This is a genomic window from Arthrobacter sp. NPDC092385 (assembly GCF_044755105.1).
Classification (GTDB): domain Bacteria; phylum Actinomycetota; class Actinomycetes; order Actinomycetales; family Micrococcaceae; genus Arthrobacter_D.
The window spans coordinates 172,735-192,256 of the sequence record NZ_JBIVQL010000002.1 but is presented as its reverse complement, the minus strand read 5'-3'; the positions used below and the strand labels follow the sequence as shown (position 1 = coordinate 192,256).

Here is a 19,522-nt window from a genome sequence, read left to right as displayed (position 1 = left end):
CATGACTCTGCAATCACGCGTGACGAAGGCCGTTATCCCTGCGGCCGGCCTGGGGACCCGCTTCCTTCCTGCAACCAAGGCGATGCCGAAGGAAATGCTTCCCGTGGTGGACAAGCCGGCCATCCAGTACGTCGTCCAGGAGGCCGTCGACGCCGGCCTGTCCGACGTCCTCATGATCACCGGGCGTAACAAGCGGGCCCTCGAGGACCACTTCGACCGCGTTCCCTTCATCGAGCAGACGCTCGAGGCCAAGGGCGACCACGAGAAGCTGGCCGCCGTCCGCCGCCCGTCGGAGCTCGGAGACATCCACTACCTGCGCCAGGGCGATCCCAAGGGCCTGGGCCACGCCGTCCTCCGCGCGAAGCTGCACGTGGGCCAGGAGCCCTTCGCGGTCCTGCTCGGTGACGACCTGATCGACGATCGCGATGCGCTGCTCGAGACCATGATCGAGGTCCAGGCCAAGACGGGCGGCTCGGTGGTCGCCCTGATCGAGGTGGATCCGCAGCAGATCAGCGCCTACGGCTGCGCGGACATCACGGCGATCGAGGGCGAGGAGTACGTCCGCGTGAACCACCTGGTGGAGAAGCCCGCCGTCGAGGACGCGCCCTCCAACCTCGCCGTGATCGGCCGCTATGTCCTGCACCCGCGCGTCTTCGAGGTCCTGGAGACCACCGAGCCCGGGCGGGGCGACGAGATCCAGCTGACCGACGCCCTGCAGACCCTCGCGGCAGCCGACGGCGAAGGTTCCGGCGTGTACGGCGTGGTCTTCCGTGGCCGCCGCTACGACACCGGCGACAAGCTGAGCTACCTGAAGGCCGTGGTGACGCTGGCGTCGGAGCGCGAGGACCTCGGTCCGGACCTCCGGGCCTGGATCAAGGACTTCAGCAAAGACATCTCGGACTAGCACGCCGTGCGGTCGGCAACCAGCTGGCCCGTGACGCTCAGGGCCGGATCCCTGGTCCTGCGGCCCATCCGCCACAGGGACAAGGCGGACTGGACGGCGTTGCGCCACCGCAACGCCGCATGGCTCGCGCCCTGGGAGGCCTCCAACCCCGATCCGCAGGGTTTCCTTCCCACCTATCACCAGATGGTGAGGTCCCTGACGTCGCAGGCACGGGCAGGTTCGGCGCTTCCGTTCCTCATCGCCGAGCAGCAGCCGGGCTCCCGCGACGCGCGCCTCGTCGGGCAGCTGACGGTGTCCGGGATCACCTGGGGTTCAGCGATGACGGCGACGCTGGGGTACTGGGTGGATTCGGCGCGGGCCGGCCGGGGGATCGCCCCGACGGCGGTGGCCCTGGCCACCGACTACTGTTTCGGGGACCTCGGGCTGCACCGCATGGAGATCAACATCCGCCCCGAGAACCGGGCGAGCCTGCGTGTCGTCGAGAAGCTGCGCTTTCGCGACGAGGGGCTCCGTCCGCGGTACCTCCACATCGCGGGCCACTGGGCGGATCACAGGAGTTTCGCGCTGACGGCTGAGGAAGTCCCGCGCGGCCTGCTGACGCCCTGGCTCGAGCGGGCCCGGCCTTACCAGGGCTGATCGGGCCGTCCAATGCCGCGGCGAGCATATTAGGCTCCGACACGCCCGCCTGAATGCCGCGGCCCGGCGGCACCTGCTCCTACGGTTCTAGGTGTGGTCTTCTCTCTGGATAGCTCGTTGGTGCTCGTCGCGATCGTCGGCCTGTGGCTGGTGTGGGTGGCTCCCTTCGTCCTCCGGAAGACCGCGCCCGCAACTGCCGGCGGTACCCGCCGATCACCCAAGACCGGGACCCGCCGTCCTGGAGGGAGCATGATGACCATGACCGCGCAGGACGAGGCAGACCGTTCAGGAACCACCGTGCAGTCGCACGCCCCGATCCCGCCGAAGGCTACTGTCCCATCCGGCGGGACGTCCGGTCCGAGCCCGTCCTTCACCCCGCGGTGGGGGCGCATCAGTGCTGCCCTCGTGGGCCTCGTCGCCCTCGCCGCCGCCCTGGTCACGCTCGTGCTCGGGGCCTTCGGGATCGTATCCCTCCTCGTGCCCCTGGCGTGCTTCGCCGTCGCCGTCGGCGCCGTGGCCATGTTGAGGTTCCTCGCCGTCCGCGGCCGGGCCGCGCGCGTCAACCGCGCCTTCGCGGCCGCCATGGCGCCGGTCCGTGAGGCCGCAGCGGTACCCGAGGTGCCGGTCGAGCACGCGGCGCCGGCAGCGCCCCGGCGTCCCACCTCGCTGTTCGACGCCGAGGAGGCCGGCGCCCGCCGGTTGAGCCCCATGGAACTGCGCACGGCTGCTCTCGCCGTGGCGCACGGTTCGTCCGTGGTCGACGTGCGCGCGGGGTTGCTGAGCGTCACCGGGACGGAGGCACCCGAGGCAGCCGAGACACCCGAGGCAGCCGAGACACCCGAGACACCCGAGACACCCGAGACAGCCGAGACGCCCGGACCCGCAGGGTCCACTGCCTGGGCTCCGGTCGAGGTGCCGCGGCCCACCTACGTGGACGCAGCGAAGGCCGAACGGCAGGCTCCGGCCCCGCTGGACCTCCCCGAAGCGCCGAAGCCCACGACCCGGACTCCCATCAAGGCCTCCGAGGCTGCTGCCCGCGTCGCTGCGGAGGCGGACGACGCCGCGGACGAGTCGGCGAACCCCGCCCCCTCCACGGGGCGCATCAACCTCGACGACGTCCTGCAGCGTCGTCGCGCCTGACCGGTACCCATGCCACGGGCAGCCGGATGCCGGCCGCGCCCGTGACCGACCCCTGAGGTTCGCATGAGGGCGAAGGACGCACGCATCATCCGCGAGCAGGAGACCATCGCGCTCCTCGAGTCGGACGCGCCGGGCGGGATCCTGCAGCGGGCGCTGGCTCCCGCCGGATGGGAGCTCGAGTCCTGGCAGCTCGGGGCCGTCCACCACCGTCCCGGCGCCGGCGTCACGGGCGTGTACTCCATCGACGTCCGGCCGGCCGGCGACGCCTGCGGCGCGCAGCGCCGCAGTTCTCCGGTCCCTGGCCCGGCACCACTGCCCGTCCCGACGCACGCCTGTATCACCTCCTGCGTCATCCAGCAGGGGGCGGACGCCGTCGCGGTGGTCCACCGCCGCGGCGCCGGGGCGCTCTCGGTCTGGGTGCATCCCTTCGATCCGCTCCTGCCGGGCCTGCCCCTGGCCCTCGACCCGGAGCGCAGCACACCCTTCGCCTTCGGCCCCGGGCTCGAGCCGGGAGACACCCTCCTCGAACTCCGCAGCTACCGCCCCCTGCGCCGGGCCGTGGTCCTGGCCCGGAACGGGGACGAGCGCCGCTACCTGAAGGTCCTGCGGCGCCAGGGCGCGGCGTCGCTCGCGGAACGGCACCGGATGCTCCGGGCCGCCGGCGTGCCCGCGCCGGTCCTCGCCGGCGAGCCGATGCAGGACGTGGTGGCCATGCACCCTGCCCCGGGCACGCCCCTCGCCGAGCTCCTCATGCGGGACGGCGCGACCGACGTCGACCCCGCCGCCCTGGTGCACGTCCTCACCTCCCTGCCGCCCGCGGTCCTCGCCCTGCCCGTACGCCCGCCCTGGGCCGCCCGCGTCAGGGACTACGGCGAAGGTGCGGTGGCGGCCCTGCCCTCCGAGGCCGCCCGGATCCGACGCCTCGCCGCGGCCATCGACGACGCCGTCCGTTCGAGCGACGCCGGCCCGCTCGTGCCCACCCACGGTGACTTCTACGAGGGAAACATCCTCATCACGGACGGCGCCGTGTCCGGGCTGCTGGACGTCGATGCACTCGGACCCGGGCGCTTCGTCGACGACCTCGCCTGCTTCCTCGGCCACGTCGCCGTCCTGCCGGGACTCCACGCCGGATACGCCCACGTGCCGCAGGCCCTCCTGCGCTTCCTGCGGGCCTTCGACGAGCAGGTGGACCCGGCCGCGCTCAGGAGCCGGGCCGCCGCCGTCAGCCTCACGCTCGTCGCGGGAGCGCGGAGCCGCACGGGGGGCGATGACGGTGCCGCGGAGGCGCTGTCCCGGCTGGCCGTCGCCGAACAGTTCCTCACCGAGGCGCGCGCCGTCGCCGGCCGGCGACGGTCCTGACGCGTGCAGCACCATGACCGGGGGCGTTGATGCTGGCGGCCCCTGCGTGGTTATACTTCCAACAGCTTCAAGAACTGCGGCCGCCAAGCTCCGACTGGGCCGCATACCAACCCCGCGCTCATAGGGTGGTTCGGATGACGAAGCGGCCCGCATTCGCCCCTCCCGGGGTATCTGGTACGGGCAAGAGCTCGCGAAAGGACGCGGCCCCGTGCCGTCCCATGACACCCTTCCCAGTCGACGCATCCGCCGCAGAGATCCCGATGGTGGCCCTCAGCATCCAGGACTACGAGGTGCTCACCGCTCCGCGGGAGGCGTTCGTCGCCTTCCTCCTCGTGCCGCCGTCCGGAGGCGGCTCCGCGGTGAGGGCCGGCCGGGGACCGACGGGTAGCTGAGGAATGGCACCGCCGAGCGGGCTCCTCCTGGACACCGACGTCATCGCGGAGCTGCGGAGCCCGAGCCCTCATCCCGCCGTCACCGGTTTCCTCCACCGGCGCCGCCACTTCCGGATCTTCGTCTCCGCGCTGAGCCTCGGCGAGCTGCATTCGCTGGGCCGCCGGAACGAGCACTTCCCGGACCTGGAGGCCTGGCTGCACGAATTCGCTGAGCGGTTCGGGCCCAACATCCTGTCCGTGGATGCCGACGTCGCCGTGGCGTGGGCGCCCCTTGCCGACCACGCCGACGTGGCCCTCGCCGATTCCCTGATCGCGGCGACGGCCCTCCACAGGGGACTCGCCGTCGTGTCGGGGAACACCGAACCGTACCGGAGGCTCGCGGTCCCGGCGATCAATCCCTGGACGGCGGGCGAGCAGCCCGCGGGTCCTCCCGGCGTCGTTCCATGACGTAACGATCGCCCTTTGTGACGGACGCCTGGTCTCACAACGTCACGGGACGCCATGTTGCGTCAGGTTTGCCGCCCGGCACGGCTCGCTGCTTAGAGTGATCCCACCAACCATCAAGAGCGGCCGAGAGATCTGGCTTGTTGACGCCGCAGCAACCATTCGGCTGTGCCCTCGGGGGCAGCGGAACCGGTGCTAATGCCAGAACCGATGGAGACACATCAGTGAACCCACGTGAGGACCCGGCGCGCCCGCGCCCGGTACCACTGGGCCGCGGCATCCTGCTGGTGCACTCCCTCGGCCCTACCGAGGAGTTCGAATGGCATTTCCTGGACACGGAGCGGTACCGCCGTCGCTCTCCTACGAGCTGTACCCGCCGGCCACCCCGGAGGCCGGCGACGCCGTGCTGCGGACCATCGACGAACTCGGAGCCACCCGTCCCGACTACGTCTCGGTGACCTACAGCGGCACACCGGCACGACGACGGGCGTCCGTCGAGCTCATCGGGCACCTGGTCACCAGCACCCGGCTCCGACCGGTGGCCCACCTCTGCTGCGTGGGGGAGACGCGGGAGGGCCTGGACCTGCTGGTGCGGCAGTTCGTCGGGCTGGGCGTCAGGGGCATCCTGGCGCTGCGCGGTGACCTGCCGGCGGATCCAGGGGTGTTCCGCGGCGAGCTGCCCTTCGCCCGGGACCTGGTGGAACTGATCCGCGGGGTCGAGGCCAGGCACGGCGCCTCACTCGCCGGTGGCCGGCTCGCCGTGGGGGTCGCGGCCTACCCGACCAGGCACCTCGAGTCGCCGTCGTTCCTGCACGATGTCGAGGTGCTGATCTCGAAGCAGCGTTCCGGCGCCGATTTCGCGATCACGCAGGTGTACTTCGACCCCGCCGAGTACGTGCGCCTGGTCCTCGCAGCCCGTGCGGCCGGCGTCAGCATCCCGATCATCCCCGGCGTGATGCCCACCGTCAGTGTCCGGCGGCTCGAGCGGCTGGCCCTCATGACCGGCGTACGTCCCGACGCCGGGCTGCTGCACCGCCTGGAAACGGCCTCGAGCGAGGCCGAACGACGGCGGATCGGCGTGCGGGCAGCGGCAGTGCTGGCCCGTGCGGCCTTCGAGGCAGGAGCCCCCGGCCTCCATCTGTACACCTTCAACGACTTCCGCGCGTCCGTCGACGTCGTCGAACAGCTCGACCTCCCGGCGGCTCGCCTCGCCGGCGCCGTCCCGGCCTGAACGCCCCGGACCCACCAGATCCAGACCCGACACCACCTTCGAAGGAGCACCACATGAGTACCACCTTCCCCGCCGCCACGATCCTCGGCTACCCGCGCATCGGGCCGGACCGGGAGCTGAAGAAGGCCCTGGAAGCCTACTGGGCAGGCCGCCTGGACGAGGCAGGGCTGCACCGTGCGGCCGAGCAGCTGCAGGACCGCACGGTCTCACGGCTCGCCGAGCTGGGCCTGAAAGAGGCAGATTCCTCCATCCCCGCGGATTTCGCCCTCTACGACCAGGTGCTCGACGCCACGGCCGCCCTGGGCGCGCTGCCGTCCCGCTTCGCGGACCTGGCCGGCGAGGACGGTTCCGTGGACACCGCGGCCTACTTCACGCTGGCCCGGGGCGACGGCGACCGCGCGCCGCTGGAGCTGACCAAGTGGTTCGACACGAACTACCACTACCTGGTCCCCGAAATCGGCCCGGGGACCACGTTCGCCGCGGTGGCCCACCGCCTGACATCCATCGTTCGCCGGCAGAAGGACCGCGGCGCCGTGCTGCGCCCGGTGCTGGTGGGTCCCGTGACCTACCTGCTGCTGGCCAAGGCCGAGGAGGGGGCGCCCGCCGGGTTCGACCCGCTGTCCCGGATCGACGACGCCGTGGCGGCCTACGCGGGGATCCTCGCTGCGCTGGCGGAAGCGGGCGCCGCATGGGTGCAGCTGGACGAGCCGGGCCTCGTGGGCGACCGCGGCGGCGAGCTGGCGGCGCCGGGCGGGCCGGTGGAGCGGGCGTACCGGCAGCTGGCGGGTGCCGTGGACCGGCCGGCCCTCCTCGTGACCACGGGTTACGGTACCGCCGGTGATCCGGCGGAACCGGGCCAGGCACTGGCAGTGCTCGCCGCGGCAGGCGTGGAGGCGGTGCACGCGGACCTGGTCCGGGGGGCCCGGCCCTCGGTCGGGGCGCTGCGGGCACTGGGCGGCACGCGCCTCGTGGCCGGCGTCGTGGACGGACGGAACGTCTGGGGGAACGACCTGCAGTCCTCTCTCGCCGTGCTGGAGGGGCTGCAGTCTGAGACCGCGCATGCGGTCAGCACGGCGACGTCCACCTCGCTGCTGCACGTGCCGCACGACGTCGCGGCCGAGTCCGCCCTGCCGGACCACCTGCCGGCCTGGCTCGCCTTCGCCGACCAGAAGGTCCGCGAGGTGGTGGTCCTGGCGCGCGGACTCGCCGAGGGCCGCACGGCAGTCGCCGATCACCTCCAGGCTGCGGAGGCGGTGCTGCGCGAACGCGCGCTGTTCGACGGCGTCGTCGTGGACCGGGTGCGTACGCGCACCGGCGGACTGACCGAGGAGGCGTTCACCCGCGGCTCCGCCGCACACCGGGCCGAGCTGCAGCAGGAGAGGCTGGGGCTGCCCCTGCTGCCGACCACCACCATCGGTTCCTTCCCGCAGACCGGTGAGGTCCGCGCCGCCCGTGCCGCGGCCCGCAGCGGCAACATCCCGCAGGCGGGGTACGAGCAGTTCCTGCGGGAGGAGATCACCCGCGTGGTGCGGCTGCAGGAGGGACTCGGCTTGGACGTGCTGGTGCACGGCGAGCCGGAACGCAACGACATGGTGCAGTACTTCGCGGAGAACCTCGACGGCTTCGCGGCGACGGAGCAGGGCTGGGTGCAGTCCTACGGCTCGCGCTGCACCCGCCCGTCCATTTTGTGGGGCGACGTCACGCGCCCGCAGGCGTTCACGGTCCCGTGGATCAGCTTCGCCCAATCGCTGACCGAGCGGCCGCTCAAGGGCATGCTCACCGGCCCGGTCACCATCCTGGCCTGGTCCTTCGTCCGCGACGACCAGCCGCTGGGCGAGACGGCCAACCAGGTGGCGCTCGCCCTGCGGGACGAGATCGCGGACCTGGAGGCGGCCGGCATCGCGATCGTGCAGGTGGACGAGCCGGCCCTGCGCGAGCTGCTGCCGCTGCGCGCCGCTGATCAGCGGGCGTACCTTGACTGGTCCGTCCGCGCGTTCCGGCTGGCGACGTCCGGTGCCGCCGACCACACCCAGGTCCACACCCACCTGTGCTACTCCGAATTCGGTGAGGTCATCTCCGCGATCGACGGACTGGACGCCGACGTCACCAGTATCGAGGCCGCCCGCTCCCGGCTCGAGGTGGTCGCGGACCTGGCCGGCTTCGGGTACTCGCGCGGGATCGGCCCGGGGGTCTACGACATCCACTCGCCACGCGTGCCCTCCGAGCCGGAGATCTCCGGCCTCATCGAGACGGCGCTGGCCGCCCTCCCGGCGCAGCAGTTGTGGATCAACCCGGACTGCGGCCTGAAGACCCGCGGCTACGACGAGACCGTCCTCTCGCTGCGGAACCTCGTCACCGCAGCGAAGGCGGCGCGCGCGAGCACCGCCGTCCAGCGGGCGGAGCAGGCCCTGGCCGGCTCCTGACCGCCGCGCGGCACACGGATCTCCCGGGTGCCGCGCCGCTTCCGGGCAGGACCACGGTCGTGGCCCTGCCCGGGGCCGTTCGGGCCGGTGGCTGAGGGGGCCTTCGCTGTCGCGGCGCGTGGACGGTGAAGGGGCAGCACGCCGTTTCGCCGTCCGAGCAGCTGGAAAGTGGTGGAATGTCGCAACCTTCGCTCAGTTTTGGGTCAACTCGTCACCTGGCGACAGGGTGGTGACAGGACGGCTGTTAGCGTCACTTTGAAAGATGCCGCCGGACAGCGCCACGGACTGCGCGAGCTGGTTCGCATGTCCTTCGAAGCCAGCTGGGGAGCTTGCTCATGCATTCACGTGACCGTGAAGAACTCATCGTCGACAACCTGCCACTGGTCGGGTATCTCGTCTCCGCCCTGTGTGCGCGTGCGACGCACCTGTCCAGGGAGGATCTCGCCTCGGTGGGTGCCATCGCGCTCATCACCTCGGCGGATTCGTTCGATCCCACGCTGGGCGTTCCCTTCGGCGCCTACGCGCGCCGCCGGATCACCGGCGCCTTCGCGGACGAGATGCGCGCCAACGACTGGGCCCCGCGATCGGTCCGCCGGCGCATCGGCGACACCCTTGCCGCCCAGGGTTCCCTCGCCGCCTCGCTCGGTCGCACACCCACGACCGATGAGCTCGCCGTCACGCTCGGCCTGAGCCGCCAGGAGGTCCAGTCGGCGCTCGACGACGCCGGCCGCTCCGTGCAGACCCTCGACGAGACCGTCCTCGACATCGTCCCCGCCGTCGATCCGCTGCCCGAGGCGTCGCTCCTGGCCGACGAGCAGGTACGCCACCTCCGCGCCGCCGTCGCCCACCTGCCGGGCCGCATGCGTCACATCATCGAACAGGTCTTCTTCGAGGGCCGGTCGGTGACCGAGGTCGCGGGGGAGCTGGGGACCACGCACTCGGCGGTGTCCCAGCAGAAGTCCGAGGCGCTCCGCCTCCTGCAGGATGGCCTCGCCACGCATTATGCCGACGGCGCCGATGCCGCACCTGGTCCGGTGTCGCGGATCTCGCCGAAGCGCCGGGCCGAGTACCTCTCGACGCTGGGGGCCGCGCTCACACCGCGAGCCCATGACTACACGACCAGCGCCCGGCCGCGGGCCCTCACCCTGGCGTCCTAGCCGGTTTCGAACGTCTTTCAGCGCTTCGCTGTTGAAGATGGGACAGGTGTGGTTGGATTTACCTAGGTTACTTAGCAATCAGATGGTTCCGTGCCTGCGGTGTCGTGATCATCGGGTTGAACGCGGGGGTCCCAGAAGGTCTCAGTCATATGCTCACTGCTCAACTGCCCATCCTTTCCGCCCACGTACGTCCCGCTACTCCAGGTGCCTCGAAGGCGTCGGCCCGTACCGGCGCCGACGGGCAGGCGTGTGATGTAGGGGCTTTGCTACTCCGTGTGGCCGACCGCGAGGTGCAGGCGTTCGACGAGCTCTACGCGTGCACCTCACGCCGGGTGTACGGGCTTGTGCGCAAGGTACTGGTGGATGCGGAGATGAGTGCCGAGACGACGCAGGACGTGTTCCTCGCTCTCTGGCTGGGCGGTGCAGCCCGGTTCGACCCCGCCGTGGGCTCGGGGATGTCCTGGATCATGACGCTCGCGCACCGCCGCGCCGTGGACAAGGTCCGGGTCGAGGAATCCCATCGCGCCAGGGATCTGCGGTGGGGTATCAAGAACCACGACGTCGACTACGACCAGGTCGCGGATACCGTCGTCCAGCGAGCTGAGATGGACGCAGTCAGGGCATCCTTGAGCGTGCTCTCCGGGGTGCAGCGTGAAGCCATCGATCTCGCCTACTACGCCGGCATGACCTATGTCCAGGTCGCCGACCATCTAGGCGTCCCTGTTCCGACAGCGAAGACCCGAATCCGTGACGGCATCGCTCGCCTTCGCGCCTGCCTGCAGGATCCCGCGCCCGATCCCCTGCCGCCAGCGCCCCGATAATGAGGGAGCGGTTCACTTCAACCACCTCACCAGCCGTGGCGTGAATGATCAGCGGGGGATGACGCGGAACAGGAAACGGGTCCTGACCATGGTCCACAGGAGGGCGAGGATCAGGATGTAGGCGGCGGTGTTGAGCCAGATGTCACCCTGTCGCAGGGCCGGGATGTTCGCTGCGGCGAGGATCAGGAAGACGTGGAGGATGAACACGTAGAGGGTGGCTTGACCCAGGGGTGCGAGGAACCAGCCCAGGGTCCGTTCGAGGGGTTTCCAGTAGGCGGTGAGCAGGGCATATCCGGTGATGATCACCAGCACAACATTCAGTAGCCGGCCGGGTCCCAGGTAGGTGCGCTCGAAGAAGCCGTCGTAGACGGTGCGGAAGGTCTGCTCGGGTAGCAGCGCGAGCCTGACGTCGTAGGCGTTGGTGAAGTAGGGGCTGGTCCAGGAGAACACGGCGAGGGTCACTGCGAGGAGCGCACAGGTCCACAGCAGCACTCTTCGGTGGGGATGGGAGAACCAGGCCACGATCCGGCGGCGGTGGTAGCCGGCAGTCATCCCCAGGACGAACAACACCTGCCAGACCAGCAGGGGGAAGGAGTCCTCGAACTGCGAGGGCAGCAGCCGGACTTTCGTGACGGTGCCCACGGCGTAGAGGGCCAGGCTCGAGGCGAGCACGAGCCACGTCCTGCCACGGCTGAGCGCCAGCAGCACTATCGGGCTCAGGGCCAGCAGGATCACGTACAGGCCCATGATGTTGAACTGCCAGGGCCCGACCTGCAGCAGGAACAGGTCCGGGACGAGGTGTGAGGGCACGGGGAACTGGAACAGACCCGCCATGCCGGCGTAGAGGTCGTAGACCGTGCCGGCGCCCCCGGTCCCGGCCGCTCCCGTGCCCTGGTCCGTGAACGTGGTCACAGCCGTGGCATCGAGGAAGGGCAGGCGGCTCAGTGCCAGGACGAGCAGCACCACGACCAGGGCGGTGACGTAGAGCTTCCAGGCCCGTTTGCTCGTCCGGTCCACCACGTCGCCCAGCTGGTCCCTGATCCGGGGCCCGTACACCAGGCCCAGGACGGCTCCGGAGAGCAGCACGAACAGTTCAGCACCGGAGACGACCCCGATGGTCTCCTGCGTCAACAGCTGGAACAGCGAGGTGAGCCCGACATGATTGACGACGACGAAGATGATGGCCACTCCGCGCAGCATGTCGATGCGCGGGTCCCGGGAGGCGGAGCCCGCATAGGCCCACTGCCGCGCGGGCCCTGACAGGGGCAGCAGGCACAGGGCCAGCGCCGTGGCGAGGACAGCGGCGGCCGTTGTCCACGCGGCGGTCCCGTTCAGTACGGTGCCGGTGGCGGGAGGTGCCACGCCGTCGAGGGCGGACTCGGCGATCACGGGTCCGGTCACGGTGTCGCTGTCCTCGACCCGCTGGGCGAAGGCGGATGCAAGGCCCGGCTCGGCAGTGACCCGCCAGTCCACGCTGACCGCGCCGTCCTGGCGCTGTTCGATCGTCTCGTTCCACACCACGGCGCCGATCCGGTCGTACCCGTTCCCGGGGGTGGCGAGCACCTGATCCCACCAGGCACTCTTGACCTCCGCCTCCGAGGCCCCGTCCTCGACGTCGGGGCTGTAGAAGGCGGCTGTCTCCACCAGCAGCGGCCGGTCACGACCGGCCGCATAGGTGGCGTAGAAGTCCTCCGGCAGGGGCAGCCCGGCCGGGGAGGCGGGGCCGAGCAATGCCTCGAACTCGCCGCGCTCGGGAACAGCGTTCGCCATGGAGGCCCCGTCCGTCTCGTCATGGTAGGCGGACAGGCCGACCCAATCGACGACGTCGTCGCCGGGGTAGTAGGGGGCGTACGCGTCGTCGTCGAAATCCCAGGTCCCGTTGCCGTCGGTATCCAGCATCCCGAGGGCGCCTCCCGACGGCGATGTCTTGGCTTGGTCGCGGAAGGGGTAGTCCTCGGCGGCGGTCGGGGACCAGACCATCACCGGATCCTCGAGCTCATCGTCCATCGCGGCCGCGAGGATGCGGAATGCTTCGCGGTAGGCCTCGGGCTGTTGCCCCCACGGCACCCAGGGGGCGTTCATCTGCGGGGCGAAGCGCACGAATACGATGCCCTCGTAGCCTTCGGTGACGTCGGCTACCTGTGCTGCCAGGGCCGAGGCACGGGGATCGTCCACGTCGCCCAGGGGAACGTCGGGGCGGACGGTGAGCAGGGCGTGAGCACCTTGATCGGCTACCTGCCCGACGTAGGCGCGCAGGTAGCCCTGCTCCTGCTCACTCATCGGCAGCGGTACCGTCCGCCCGTACAGGGCAGCCGGCGTCCCGAGGCGCTCTGCATGGTCGGTGGTCGAATCGGTGGCCCAGTCCAGCAGTGCCCCCAGGAATGGGCCCTCCTCCGATGGCATGAGGGTCTCGGCAGGGTCGGCAGCATGGGCTGGAGCCGCGACCATGAGGAGTAGTGCCACGAGCAGCGGCGCGAACAACCGCGTCCATCCCCATGTGCTCTTCACAGTCGATCGCTTTCGGGAGAGGTGGTCCACAGGGGCAGCGGAGCCGGCAATTCAGCGGTCGGCCCCTGCTCCGGTGGCTGATGCAGGCTCCGCCGTACCACGAGGAGTGTGAGGTCGTCCGAAGGGTGGGATGGGGCGTCGATGAGCGCGTGGATCGACGCCTCGATGTCGGCGCCGGCTCTCGTCACGGCCTGCAGATCCGACTGGAGCTGGTGCAGGTCGTCGTTCGCCAGTTCGAGGATGCCGTCGCTGGGGATGATGAGGCTGCCTCCGGGCTCAAGGACGAGGGTGGTCGTCTCCCAGTGGCAGTCCGGGATGATCCCGAGGGGAGGGCCGCTTGCCGGCAGCTTGGAGACTGTCCCGTCGGCCGTGACGTGATGGGCGATGCTGTGCCCGGCATCCGAATAGCGGACCGCTCCCGTCCGGACATCGAGAGTGGCGGTGAAGGCGGTGACGAAGACATCCTCGAGGGCCAGGTCGTTCTCCAGCGCCTCCGAGACTGCGGTGAGGGCCTCACCGGGCTCCACAGGTCCGGTCGAACGCAGCCGCGACTGGACGGTGGCGGCGAGGATCGCGGGACCGGCTCCTTTGCCCATGACGTCCGCCACGGTGAACCGCAGGAACCGGCCGTCGAACTGCCAGTCGTAGAAGTCCCCGGACAGGTCACCGGCAGGCCGGGTGGCGGCGTGCACCTCGTACCCGGGAAGACCGGGCAGCGGAGCCGGCCGATGCGCACGTTGGATCTTCGCCGCGTTGAGCATGTCGGTGCTGACGGAGATCTCGCGTTGAACGATCGCTGCGAGGTCGCGCAGTATCTGTTCCTGCTCGGGAGTGAAGGCCCGAGGGTCCTGATCGATGAGGCACAACGTCCCGATGTTCCACCCGCCGGGACCCTGGAGGGGCTGGCCGGCGTAGAAGCGGATATTCGGTTGCCCCAGGACGAGGGGGTTGGAGCGGAAGCGGTCGTCCTGCCGGGCGTCCTCGACCACCAGCGTGTCCCTGGACGCGATGGTGTGGGAGCAGAAGGCGGCAGCTCGAGGGATGACCGTGTCCAGCGTGCCGGCCAGGGACTTGAGCACCTGGCGGTCATCCGCGATGAGGGCTACGGTCGCGGTGCTGACACCGAAGAGTTTCTGCGCCAGGCGGGTGACCCGGTCGAATCTCTCCTCGGGGGGACTGGCGAGGAGTTCGGTGGACGCCAGCGATGCCAGGCGTTTCTGTTCATCCCCCGGCGCTATCCCGGATGCCGGACCGTTCATGGGGCATGCCTTCCTGCGCCGACTTGCGCGGCGCCCTCATCTCACCCCCCATCCCGTTCCCGCCTCGAGTAGTCCGATGAACCGGCGGCAGATCATCCGGAACACCAACTCCCGCCCGGTGCGCAGGGCTTCAGTCACTTACTCAGCTATGGACACATGTCGGCCCTCGTCAGCGTCCTGGTCCGCGGTTTCTGCTTCATAGCCCTCACCCTAGAAGCTCGAGAACACCGGCCGTGCAGTAGGTGATACCCGATTCCAGCCATTGACCACCTGTGCCACCTCGACTAGCAGGACACCGAACTTCGAGGCAACCGGGAGGTAACGGGGGTGGCCTCTACCGGGCAGTAGCGGAAGGAAGGAGCTCGATCGGGAAGGGAGAGCGCGGTGGAGACCGGCTTTCGGACAGATTGAAACCTCTTAGCGCTATCACTCCACAGTCAATCAGGACTGCGGGTGACCGCAACTGCGCTTATCGTCGTGGCATGGAACTCGCGTCCCTGACTCCGGAGAACCTCGGTAAGGCCGTCAGCATCATCCTTCGACCCGAACAGGAAGCGTTCGTTGCACCAGTTGTGCAATCGATCGCCGAGGCCTACGTGAACCCCACGGCCTGGCCGCGACTCGTGATGGACGGCGACGACGTACTGGCCTTCATCATGGGCAACTTCGATCCCAACCACGAAATCGAAGCATTCCGTGCCGGCATCTGGCGACTCAACGTGGCCGCATCCGCGCAAGGGCGCGGCGTAGGACGGTTTGCCGTCGCGGAGTTAGAAGAGGAAGCACGTGCCCGCGGTGTGAAGCGCATCTCTGTGTTGTGGGAACGCGGCGAACACGGTCCGGAAGGCTTCTACCTCAAACTCGGTTTCGTTCCCACCGGAGAGGAACTCTTCGGAGAGGTAGTCGCGTTCAAGGACCTCAGCGCCCGCGGAACAGAGTTCCCCTGACGGATCGGGTGTCAAACATTTTTTCGTCGATTGTTCTGGGTGCTGACCGGTAGGCAACGGCCGTGTTGAGCCGCCTACAGGAGACTGGGTTGTTGCTACCCGCGGGCATCCGGCGAAATGGAGATAAGTCGTCCGACGGTATGGTCATCTTCGGCACAGTCTTCTGCGCATGTTCGTCGCGTGTTCAGCGTCGGCACGAACGAACCAGCGCGCCAGGCATCTATATACAGCCAGTAGTCGACCGCTGAGGCTAGGTGGAATTTGTCCTCTTGCCCTTCCGGGCTTCTTCCGACTTCCCGATCTCGTAGCGTTGGGGTACGAATCGTTGGCGGTCCAATGGCGGCCGCTCATAGGGCCGGTCCTGGCGCTCGGGCAACTCGATGTCCGGCAACTCCGGCTGCTCATAGGGCAACAGCGACAACAGATGGGCTATCAGGTTGAGCCGGGCTTCCTTCTTGTTGTCGGCGTCCACCACATGCCACGGGCTGCGCTCAGTGTCACTGAACTCAAACATCTTGTCCTTCGCCTCGGCGTAGTCGACCCACCGGGCCTGTGCCTCAAGGTCCATAGGGCTCAGCTTCCAACGCTTCGCCGGGTTATCAATGCGGGCTTGGAATCGACGTCGTTGCTCAGAGTCGGACAGGCTCAACCAGTACTTCACCAGAACGATTCCATCGGAGATCAGCGCCTCTTCAAGCATGGGCACGGTGTCGACGAAGTCGGCATACTGTTTGTCGGTGCAGAACCCCATCACCCGCTCCACCCCGGCCCGGTTGTACCAAGACCGGTCGAACAGCACAATCTCACCGGCCGCCGGCAGATGGGGAATGAAACGCTGGAAGTACCACTGCGATCGTTCGCGTTCCGTCGGCGCCGGAAGTGCAACAACCCGGCACGAGCGCGGGTTCAGCGCACCGCTGATGCGCTGGATCGTTCCACCCTTACCGGCCGTGTCGCGTCCTTCGAAAAGGACAACCAAGCGCGTCCCGGTCTTGCGCACCCACTCTTGCAAGGCGACGAGTTCATCCTGCAACCGCAGCAGTTCCTTGTCGTAGTCCTTCTTGGAGAGGACCTGGGGGCTCGCCTCATCGGGCGTCTTCTTGACCACACCCCACATCCTGCCTTAGACCACACCAATTGAGGAGGGTGCTTCCCGGAAACAGGGGCGGCATCTGTGCGATTAGAGGCGCCCGAGCAGACCCCACACGGATCCTCGTCGGTGTTGCGCGGGAGGTGGGAAGCTGGAGCTTCGTCGGTACAAGGGAAAGTTGGGCTCCAATGGCTTCAGCAGTGACTTTGATTCGGTCCACCGTATTGCCTGAGGCTGCGCAGTATGCTTACGCGGCCACTGCGCCGGCAGATGCGCGACTCATCTTCCTCGCAGGGTCCTGCCCCCTCGACGCAGCCGGAGCGACGGTGGGTAAAGGCGATTACGCACTCCAAGCAGAACAATGCATCAGGAACATGACGACAGCTCTCCGAGAAGCTGGAGCCACTACCGAGGACGTGATCAGTACTCGCGTGCTCGTGGCATCGACTGATCGGAGTGATCTTGTCAGTGCATGGGAGGTTGTACGCCGAGCGTTCGGTGCCCATGATGTCCCGAGCACCCTGTTAGGTGTGACAGTTCTTGGCTACGAGTACCAGCTCGTAGAGATTGAAGCCGTGGCCGCTGTTCATGATTGATCATTCATCAGCAGCGTCCCGCTGAAGGATCCTTGGGTTCTTGCGGTGATTGCAACACTTAGCGGATGGGTGTTGAAATGGCGGGCTATTCCATCTTCTTGAGACCGGATCTGCTGCAGGTGTTTTGGGCCGGGATGCAGGCTGGTGATCAGCGTTGCTGTCCTTCGGCGACGGGACGAGACGGATCACGTCGTCGGTGTTGACGCTGACTATTCCGCCCCAGCTCTCTCCGTCAGAATCAAGAACCGAAACAGAACCGTTGGACCAGCCCCACTTCTCTGATTTGTGACGGCTGATATTTGCGCTCAAGATGAAGGTCTTCGCTTCGCCCGTTGGCTGCTTAATCGGCGCGTGAACGATCTGTGCCAGGCTCACGACATCGCGGCGCAGTTCGAACTGGGTATCGACGACCTTGTAGCTGCTCATCCGGTCATTGTGCACCACACAGGTTGCCACCGTGCACGCCTAATCGCCCCAACCGCGCCCCACTGGGGGATCCTGCAGCGGGCACTCTTCGTTGCGAGTGCGTCACGCTTGTGCCGAATTGAAACCGCAGCCCGTGGCGTTCGGTACTCTCAGCGAATGAGAGGCCGGGGTACAGGGTTTGCCTTAGTTGCCCTTGTCGCGTGCGCCCTGTCGGGGTGCGGGTACGGGTCCAACAGTGTTTCTTGCCCCAGCTGGGCTGGCTTTCCCACAACGCAGGAGAAGTACGACGCCGCCGACCTCGTTGTTGTAGCGACCACCACCGTGCGCGATGGAACAGCGCCGATCTTCAAGACCTCACCCACTCGCACGAGATCCGCGTGGGTGAGGTCTTGAAGGGCGATGTTGACGGAGGTAGCGTACGCATCTCGTCGATGCCCGACTCCTGCAGCGGAGTGGCGGAGTATCCGGAGGGCGACCCCCTGAATACATCCCAACCTCTTCTCGTCTTCGCCACTCAGCAGGATGGCGAATGGTTCACCTTGACGCCTATCGACGGAACAGTGCCCTTCACGCAGGAAACAGTCGACGCCATCGCGTAACTGACCCCATCGCCGCGAGGTGCTGTTCGTTTGTCGATCCACTTACGGACGGCGTGTACTTTTCTGGGTGTTGACTCACCCACCTGCAGCCTGGGCGGCCCCGCCAATTGTGCAGCAGGCTGCTGCATAACTGCCGTGGGGTCACATCATGGTCCTCATCGGTAAGCTCATTCATAGCTTCGTCACGCAGGCACCGCCTCGCGGGGCCATTCGCGGCGTAGTTGCGGAGGTTGAAGGGTATGGATTCGGGCGAGAGGGCGCGGGCAAGATGAACGAAACCACGGCGAAGCCCGACTTCACCGACGCCGAACTGCAGTTCCTGGACTCGGTTTTCCAACTCGCAAGGGAAGGACACACACGTGAGCTCATGAGTCTTGTGAGTTCGGGTATACCGGTCAACCTGACGAACTCTCGAGGTGACACACTGCTCATCCTCGCTGCATACAATCGACGCGCGGACACGGTCTCAGCGCTCCTCAGTGCAAGCGCGGACACCAGCCGGGTGAATGACATGGGTCAGACCGCACTTGCAGCGGCGACGTTCCGCCGCGATGCGGGGACAGTCAACGCTCTGCTCCGAGCCGGCGCAGATCCACACCTCGGACCCCAAAGCGCGATCGCTGTCGCCCAGCAATTCGGTCTGACAAACATGGCGACCCTATTCACTTGATCGCCGGTGCAAGAACTAGGCATCGCCAGGAAGTATTGACTGTTTCTAACCCTCAGCCCTCCCAGGACGCAATATCCCTGCTAGTGCGCGCAGGTGGATCCCCTTTAGTTCCTCAACCGCTCTGCGATGATGATCGGTGAGTCTTCCAGAGCAGAGGAAACACAGCAATCGTGGACTTTCCCCCTACCGCGTTCGAGCGGCAGCGCAGAATGAAGCGCGTGGCGAGATGCTTCTTCGCTTTGGCCGCGTTGACGGTATTAATGCCTTGGATTCTTGGGCTCTTCGACCAGAACACAATGCTGCCGATCGGTCTCATCGTCACAGCTCTGATGATGATCGGGGTTGTCATTCGAGCCAGGTCGGACCCGGCTTACGCGCGGCGATCGGCGGACACAGAGTAATCCACACGGGGATCCTTAGCGGGACACTTTCGCCCCGTTATCAGTTGAGTTGATTCCGAAGCGTGCGGCGCATGACAACGCGAGGCCAGGCATCTAGCCCAGCAGATGCTTCGTGTTGCCGAATCTCCCGCAAGCCAGGAGTGATCTTGTCCGATGGGATGATTTCGAAGCCCAGGCGCGCATAGTAGGGCGCCTTCCAAGGGACGTTAGCGAAAGTGGTGAGCGTCAGCATCGCGTGCCCCTGCTGTTTCGCCCAATCCGCTGCGGCCTCGATGAGCTGGTGGCCCTTGCCCCGACCTGCATGGGATGGATGTACCGAGACTTGCTCGATGTGTGCAGAGCTGTCGATGACATGTAGGAGGAGGTAGGCGATCGACCTCATCGGTGTCGACCCATACTCTGCCCGCACGTTGGTACCGGAGCAGTTCGGGAATCGGCATCGTGTCGCCGTCAGCGACGGTCGCCATTCCTTCACTATGGAACAGGGCATCAGCGGCCCGCTCGATGTCGGACAGCGAC

The 19,522-nt window shown here is 67.6% G+C and carries 18 protein-coding genes and 2 riboswitches; of the genes, 13 read left to right on the top strand and 5 right to left on the bottom strand.

The window, feature by feature from the left end; genetic code table 11:
- The first annotated feature begins 1 nt into the window (after window position 1).
- From galU to sigK, 10 genes are all read left to right on the top strand, one after another.
- The gene (gene galU / locus ACIQCY_RS04010; RefSeq protein ID WP_400482601.1) at window positions 2-904 is read left to right on the top strand and encodes a UTP--glucose-1-phosphate uridylyltransferase GalU; all 903 of its coding nucleotides are present in this window, start codon (window positions 2-4) and stop codon (window positions 902-904) included.
- 6 nt (window positions 905-910) lie between these two features.
- Window positions 911-1,540 (top strand): GNAT family N-acetyltransferase, encoded by a 630-nt coding sequence (locus ACIQCY_RS04005; RefSeq protein WP_400482600.1) that lies wholly within the window; start codon window positions 911-913, stop codon window positions 1,538-1,540.
- A gap of 93 nt (window positions 1,541-1,633) precedes the next feature.
- Window positions 1,634-2,680, top strand: coding sequence for a hypothetical protein (locus tag ACIQCY_RS04000; protein ID WP_400482599.1), 1,047 nt, complete (start codon window positions 1,634-1,636; stop codon window positions 2,678-2,680).
- A 63-nt stretch (window positions 2,681-2,743) separates the two neighbouring features.
- Entirely contained in the window at window positions 2,744-4,039 is a 1,296-nt protein-coding gene (locus ACIQCY_RS03995; protein WP_400482598.1) for a phosphotransferase, read from the top strand.
- Window positions 4,040-4,104: 65 nt separating this feature from the next.
- A riboswitch (SAM riboswitch) is annotated at window positions 4,105-4,232 on the top strand.
- A gap of 25 nt (window positions 4,233-4,257) precedes the next feature.
- On the top strand, window positions 4,258-4,431 hold the full coding sequence (locus ACIQCY_RS03990) for a hypothetical protein (protein ID WP_400482597.1): 174 nt from the start codon (window positions 4,258-4,260) through the stop codon (window positions 4,429-4,431).
- Between the two features lie 3 nt (window positions 4,432-4,434).
- Window positions 4,435-4,878 carry a PIN domain-containing protein gene (locus tag ACIQCY_RS03985; protein ID WP_400482596.1) on the top strand — a complete coding sequence of 148 codons (444 nt, stop codon included), beginning with the start codon at window positions 4,435-4,437 and terminating at the stop codon, window positions 4,876-4,878.
- Between the two features lie 107 nt (window positions 4,879-4,985).
- Window positions 4,986-5,092, top strand: a riboswitch (SAM riboswitch).
- A 102-nt stretch (window positions 5,093-5,194) separates the two neighbouring features.
- Entirely contained in the window at window positions 5,195-6,106 is a 912-nt protein-coding gene (locus ACIQCY_RS03980) for a methylenetetrahydrofolate reductase (protein WP_400482595.1), read from the top strand.
- A gap of 53 nt (window positions 6,107-6,159) precedes the next feature.
- The gene (gene metE, locus ACIQCY_RS03975) at window positions 6,160-8,529 is read left to right on the top strand and encodes a 5-methyltetrahydropteroyltriglutamate--homocysteine S-methyltransferase (RefSeq protein WP_400482594.1); all 2,370 of its coding nucleotides are present in this window, start codon (window positions 6,160-6,162) and stop codon (window positions 8,527-8,529) included.
- A 335-nt stretch (window positions 8,530-8,864) separates the two neighbouring features.
- Window positions 8,865-9,686, top strand: coding sequence for a sigma-70 family RNA polymerase sigma factor (locus tag ACIQCY_RS03970; RefSeq protein WP_400482593.1), 822 nt, complete (start codon window positions 8,865-8,867; stop codon window positions 9,684-9,686).
- A 149-nt stretch (window positions 9,687-9,835) separates the two neighbouring features.
- On the top strand, window positions 9,836-10,507 hold the full coding sequence (gene sigK / locus ACIQCY_RS03965) for an ECF RNA polymerase sigma factor SigK (RefSeq protein ID WP_400482592.1): 672 nt from the start codon (window positions 9,836-9,838) through the stop codon (window positions 10,505-10,507).
- Window positions 10,508-10,555: 48 nt separating this feature from the next.
- Here sigK and opgC read toward each other — a convergent pair whose 3' ends face one another.
- A complete protein-coding gene (gene opgC, locus ACIQCY_RS03960; protein ID WP_400482591.1) occupies window positions 10,556-13,015 on the bottom strand; it encodes an OpgC domain-containing protein in 2,460 nt (819 codons plus the stop codon).
- Complete coding sequence (locus tag ACIQCY_RS03955; protein ID WP_400482590.1) at window positions 13,012-14,274, bottom strand: PP2C family protein-serine/threonine phosphatase; 1,263 nt, start codon at window positions 14,272-14,274, stop codon at window positions 13,012-13,014. The genes opgC and ACIQCY_RS03955 overlap by 4 nt, the downstream gene beginning before the upstream one ends.
- A gap of 482 nt (window positions 14,275-14,756) precedes the next feature.
- Between ACIQCY_RS03955 and ACIQCY_RS03950 the strand changes: the two genes are divergently transcribed.
- The gene (locus ACIQCY_RS03950; protein WP_400482589.1) at window positions 14,757-15,221 is read left to right on the top strand and encodes a GNAT family N-acetyltransferase; all 465 of its coding nucleotides are present in this window, start codon (window positions 14,757-14,759) and stop codon (window positions 15,219-15,221) included.
- Between the two features lie 250 nt (window positions 15,222-15,471).
- On the opposite strand, the gene ppk2 is transcribed toward ACIQCY_RS03950, so the two are convergent.
- Window positions 15,472-16,329 carry a polyphosphate kinase 2 gene (ppk2, locus tag ACIQCY_RS03945; RefSeq protein WP_400482588.1) on the bottom strand — a complete coding sequence of 286 codons (858 nt, stop codon included), beginning with the start codon at window positions 16,327-16,329 and terminating at the stop codon, window positions 15,472-15,474.
- 170 nt (window positions 16,330-16,499) lie between these two features.
- Here ppk2 and ACIQCY_RS03940 point away from each other — a divergent pair, with 170 nt between their 5' ends.
- Entirely contained in the window at window positions 16,500-16,907 is a 408-nt protein-coding gene (locus ACIQCY_RS03940) for a RidA family protein (RefSeq protein ID WP_400482587.1), read from the top strand.
- Here ACIQCY_RS03940 and ACIQCY_RS03935 read toward each other — a convergent pair whose 3' ends face one another.
- Window positions 16,908-17,333, bottom strand: coding sequence for a hypothetical protein (locus ACIQCY_RS03935; protein ID WP_400482586.1), 426 nt, complete (start codon window positions 17,331-17,333; stop codon window positions 16,908-16,910).
- A gap of 747 nt (window positions 17,334-18,080) precedes the next feature.
- Between ACIQCY_RS03935 and ACIQCY_RS03930 the strand changes: the two genes are divergently transcribed.
- On the top strand, window positions 18,081-18,602 hold the full coding sequence (locus ACIQCY_RS03930) for an ankyrin repeat domain-containing protein (protein ID WP_400482585.1): 522 nt from the start codon (window positions 18,081-18,083) through the stop codon (window positions 18,600-18,602).
- Window positions 18,603-19,043: 441 nt separating this feature from the next.
- Here ACIQCY_RS03930 and ACIQCY_RS03925 read toward each other — a convergent pair whose 3' ends face one another.
- Window positions 19,044-19,385: a GNAT family N-acetyltransferase gene (locus ACIQCY_RS03925; protein WP_400482584.1), complete on the bottom strand. Its 342-nt coding sequence runs from the start codon at window positions 19,383-19,385 to the stop codon at window positions 19,044-19,046.
- Window positions 19,386-19,522: the final 137 nt, after the last annotated feature.

Coding starts and splice junctions, on each gene's coding strand:
- metE (WP_400482594.1), top strand. CDS start 6,160: ATGAGTACCACCTTCCCCGCCGCCACGATCCTCGGCTACCCGCGCATC.
- ACIQCY_RS03980 (WP_400482595.1), top strand. CDS start 5,195: ATGGCATTTCCTGGACACGGAGCGGTACCGCCGTCGCTCTCCTACGAG.
- ACIQCY_RS03970 (WP_400482593.1), top strand. CDS start 8,865: ATGCATTCACGTGACCGTGAAGAACTCATCGTCGACAACCTGCCACTG.
- ACIQCY_RS03930 (WP_400482585.1), top strand. CDS start 18,081: ATGGTCCTCATCGGTAAGCTCATTCATAGCTTCGTCACGCAGGCACCG.
- ACIQCY_RS03940 (WP_400482587.1), top strand. CDS start 16,500: ATGGCTTCAGCAGTGACTTTGATTCGGTCCACCGTATTGCCTGAGGCT.
- ACIQCY_RS03925 (WP_400482584.1), bottom strand. CDS start 19,385: ATGAGGTCGATCGCCTACCTCCTCCTACATGTCATCGACAGCTCTGCA.
- ACIQCY_RS03955 (WP_400482590.1), bottom strand. CDS start 14,274: ATGAACGGTCCGGCATCCGGGATAGCGCCGGGGGATGAACAGAAACGC.
- ACIQCY_RS03990 (WP_400482597.1), top strand. CDS start 4,258: ATGACACCCTTCCCAGTCGACGCATCCGCCGCAGAGATCCCGATGGTG.
- galU (WP_400482601.1), top strand. CDS start 2: ATGACTCTGCAATCACGCGTGACGAAGGCCGTTATCCCTGCGGCCGGC.
- sigK (WP_400482592.1), top strand. CDS start 9,836: ATGCTCACTGCTCAACTGCCCATCCTTTCCGCCCACGTACGTCCCGCT.
- ACIQCY_RS03985 (WP_400482596.1), top strand. CDS start 4,435: ATGGCACCGCCGAGCGGGCTCCTCCTGGACACCGACGTCATCGCGGAG.
- ACIQCY_RS03935 (WP_400482586.1), bottom strand. CDS start 17,333: ATGAGCAGCTACAAGGTCGTCGATACCCAGTTCGAACTGCGCCGCGAT.
- ACIQCY_RS03995 (WP_400482598.1), top strand. CDS start 2,744: ATGAGGGCGAAGGACGCACGCATCATCCGCGAGCAGGAGACCATCGCG.
- ACIQCY_RS03950 (WP_400482589.1), top strand. CDS start 14,757: ATGGAACTCGCGTCCCTGACTCCGGAGAACCTCGGTAAGGCCGTCAGC.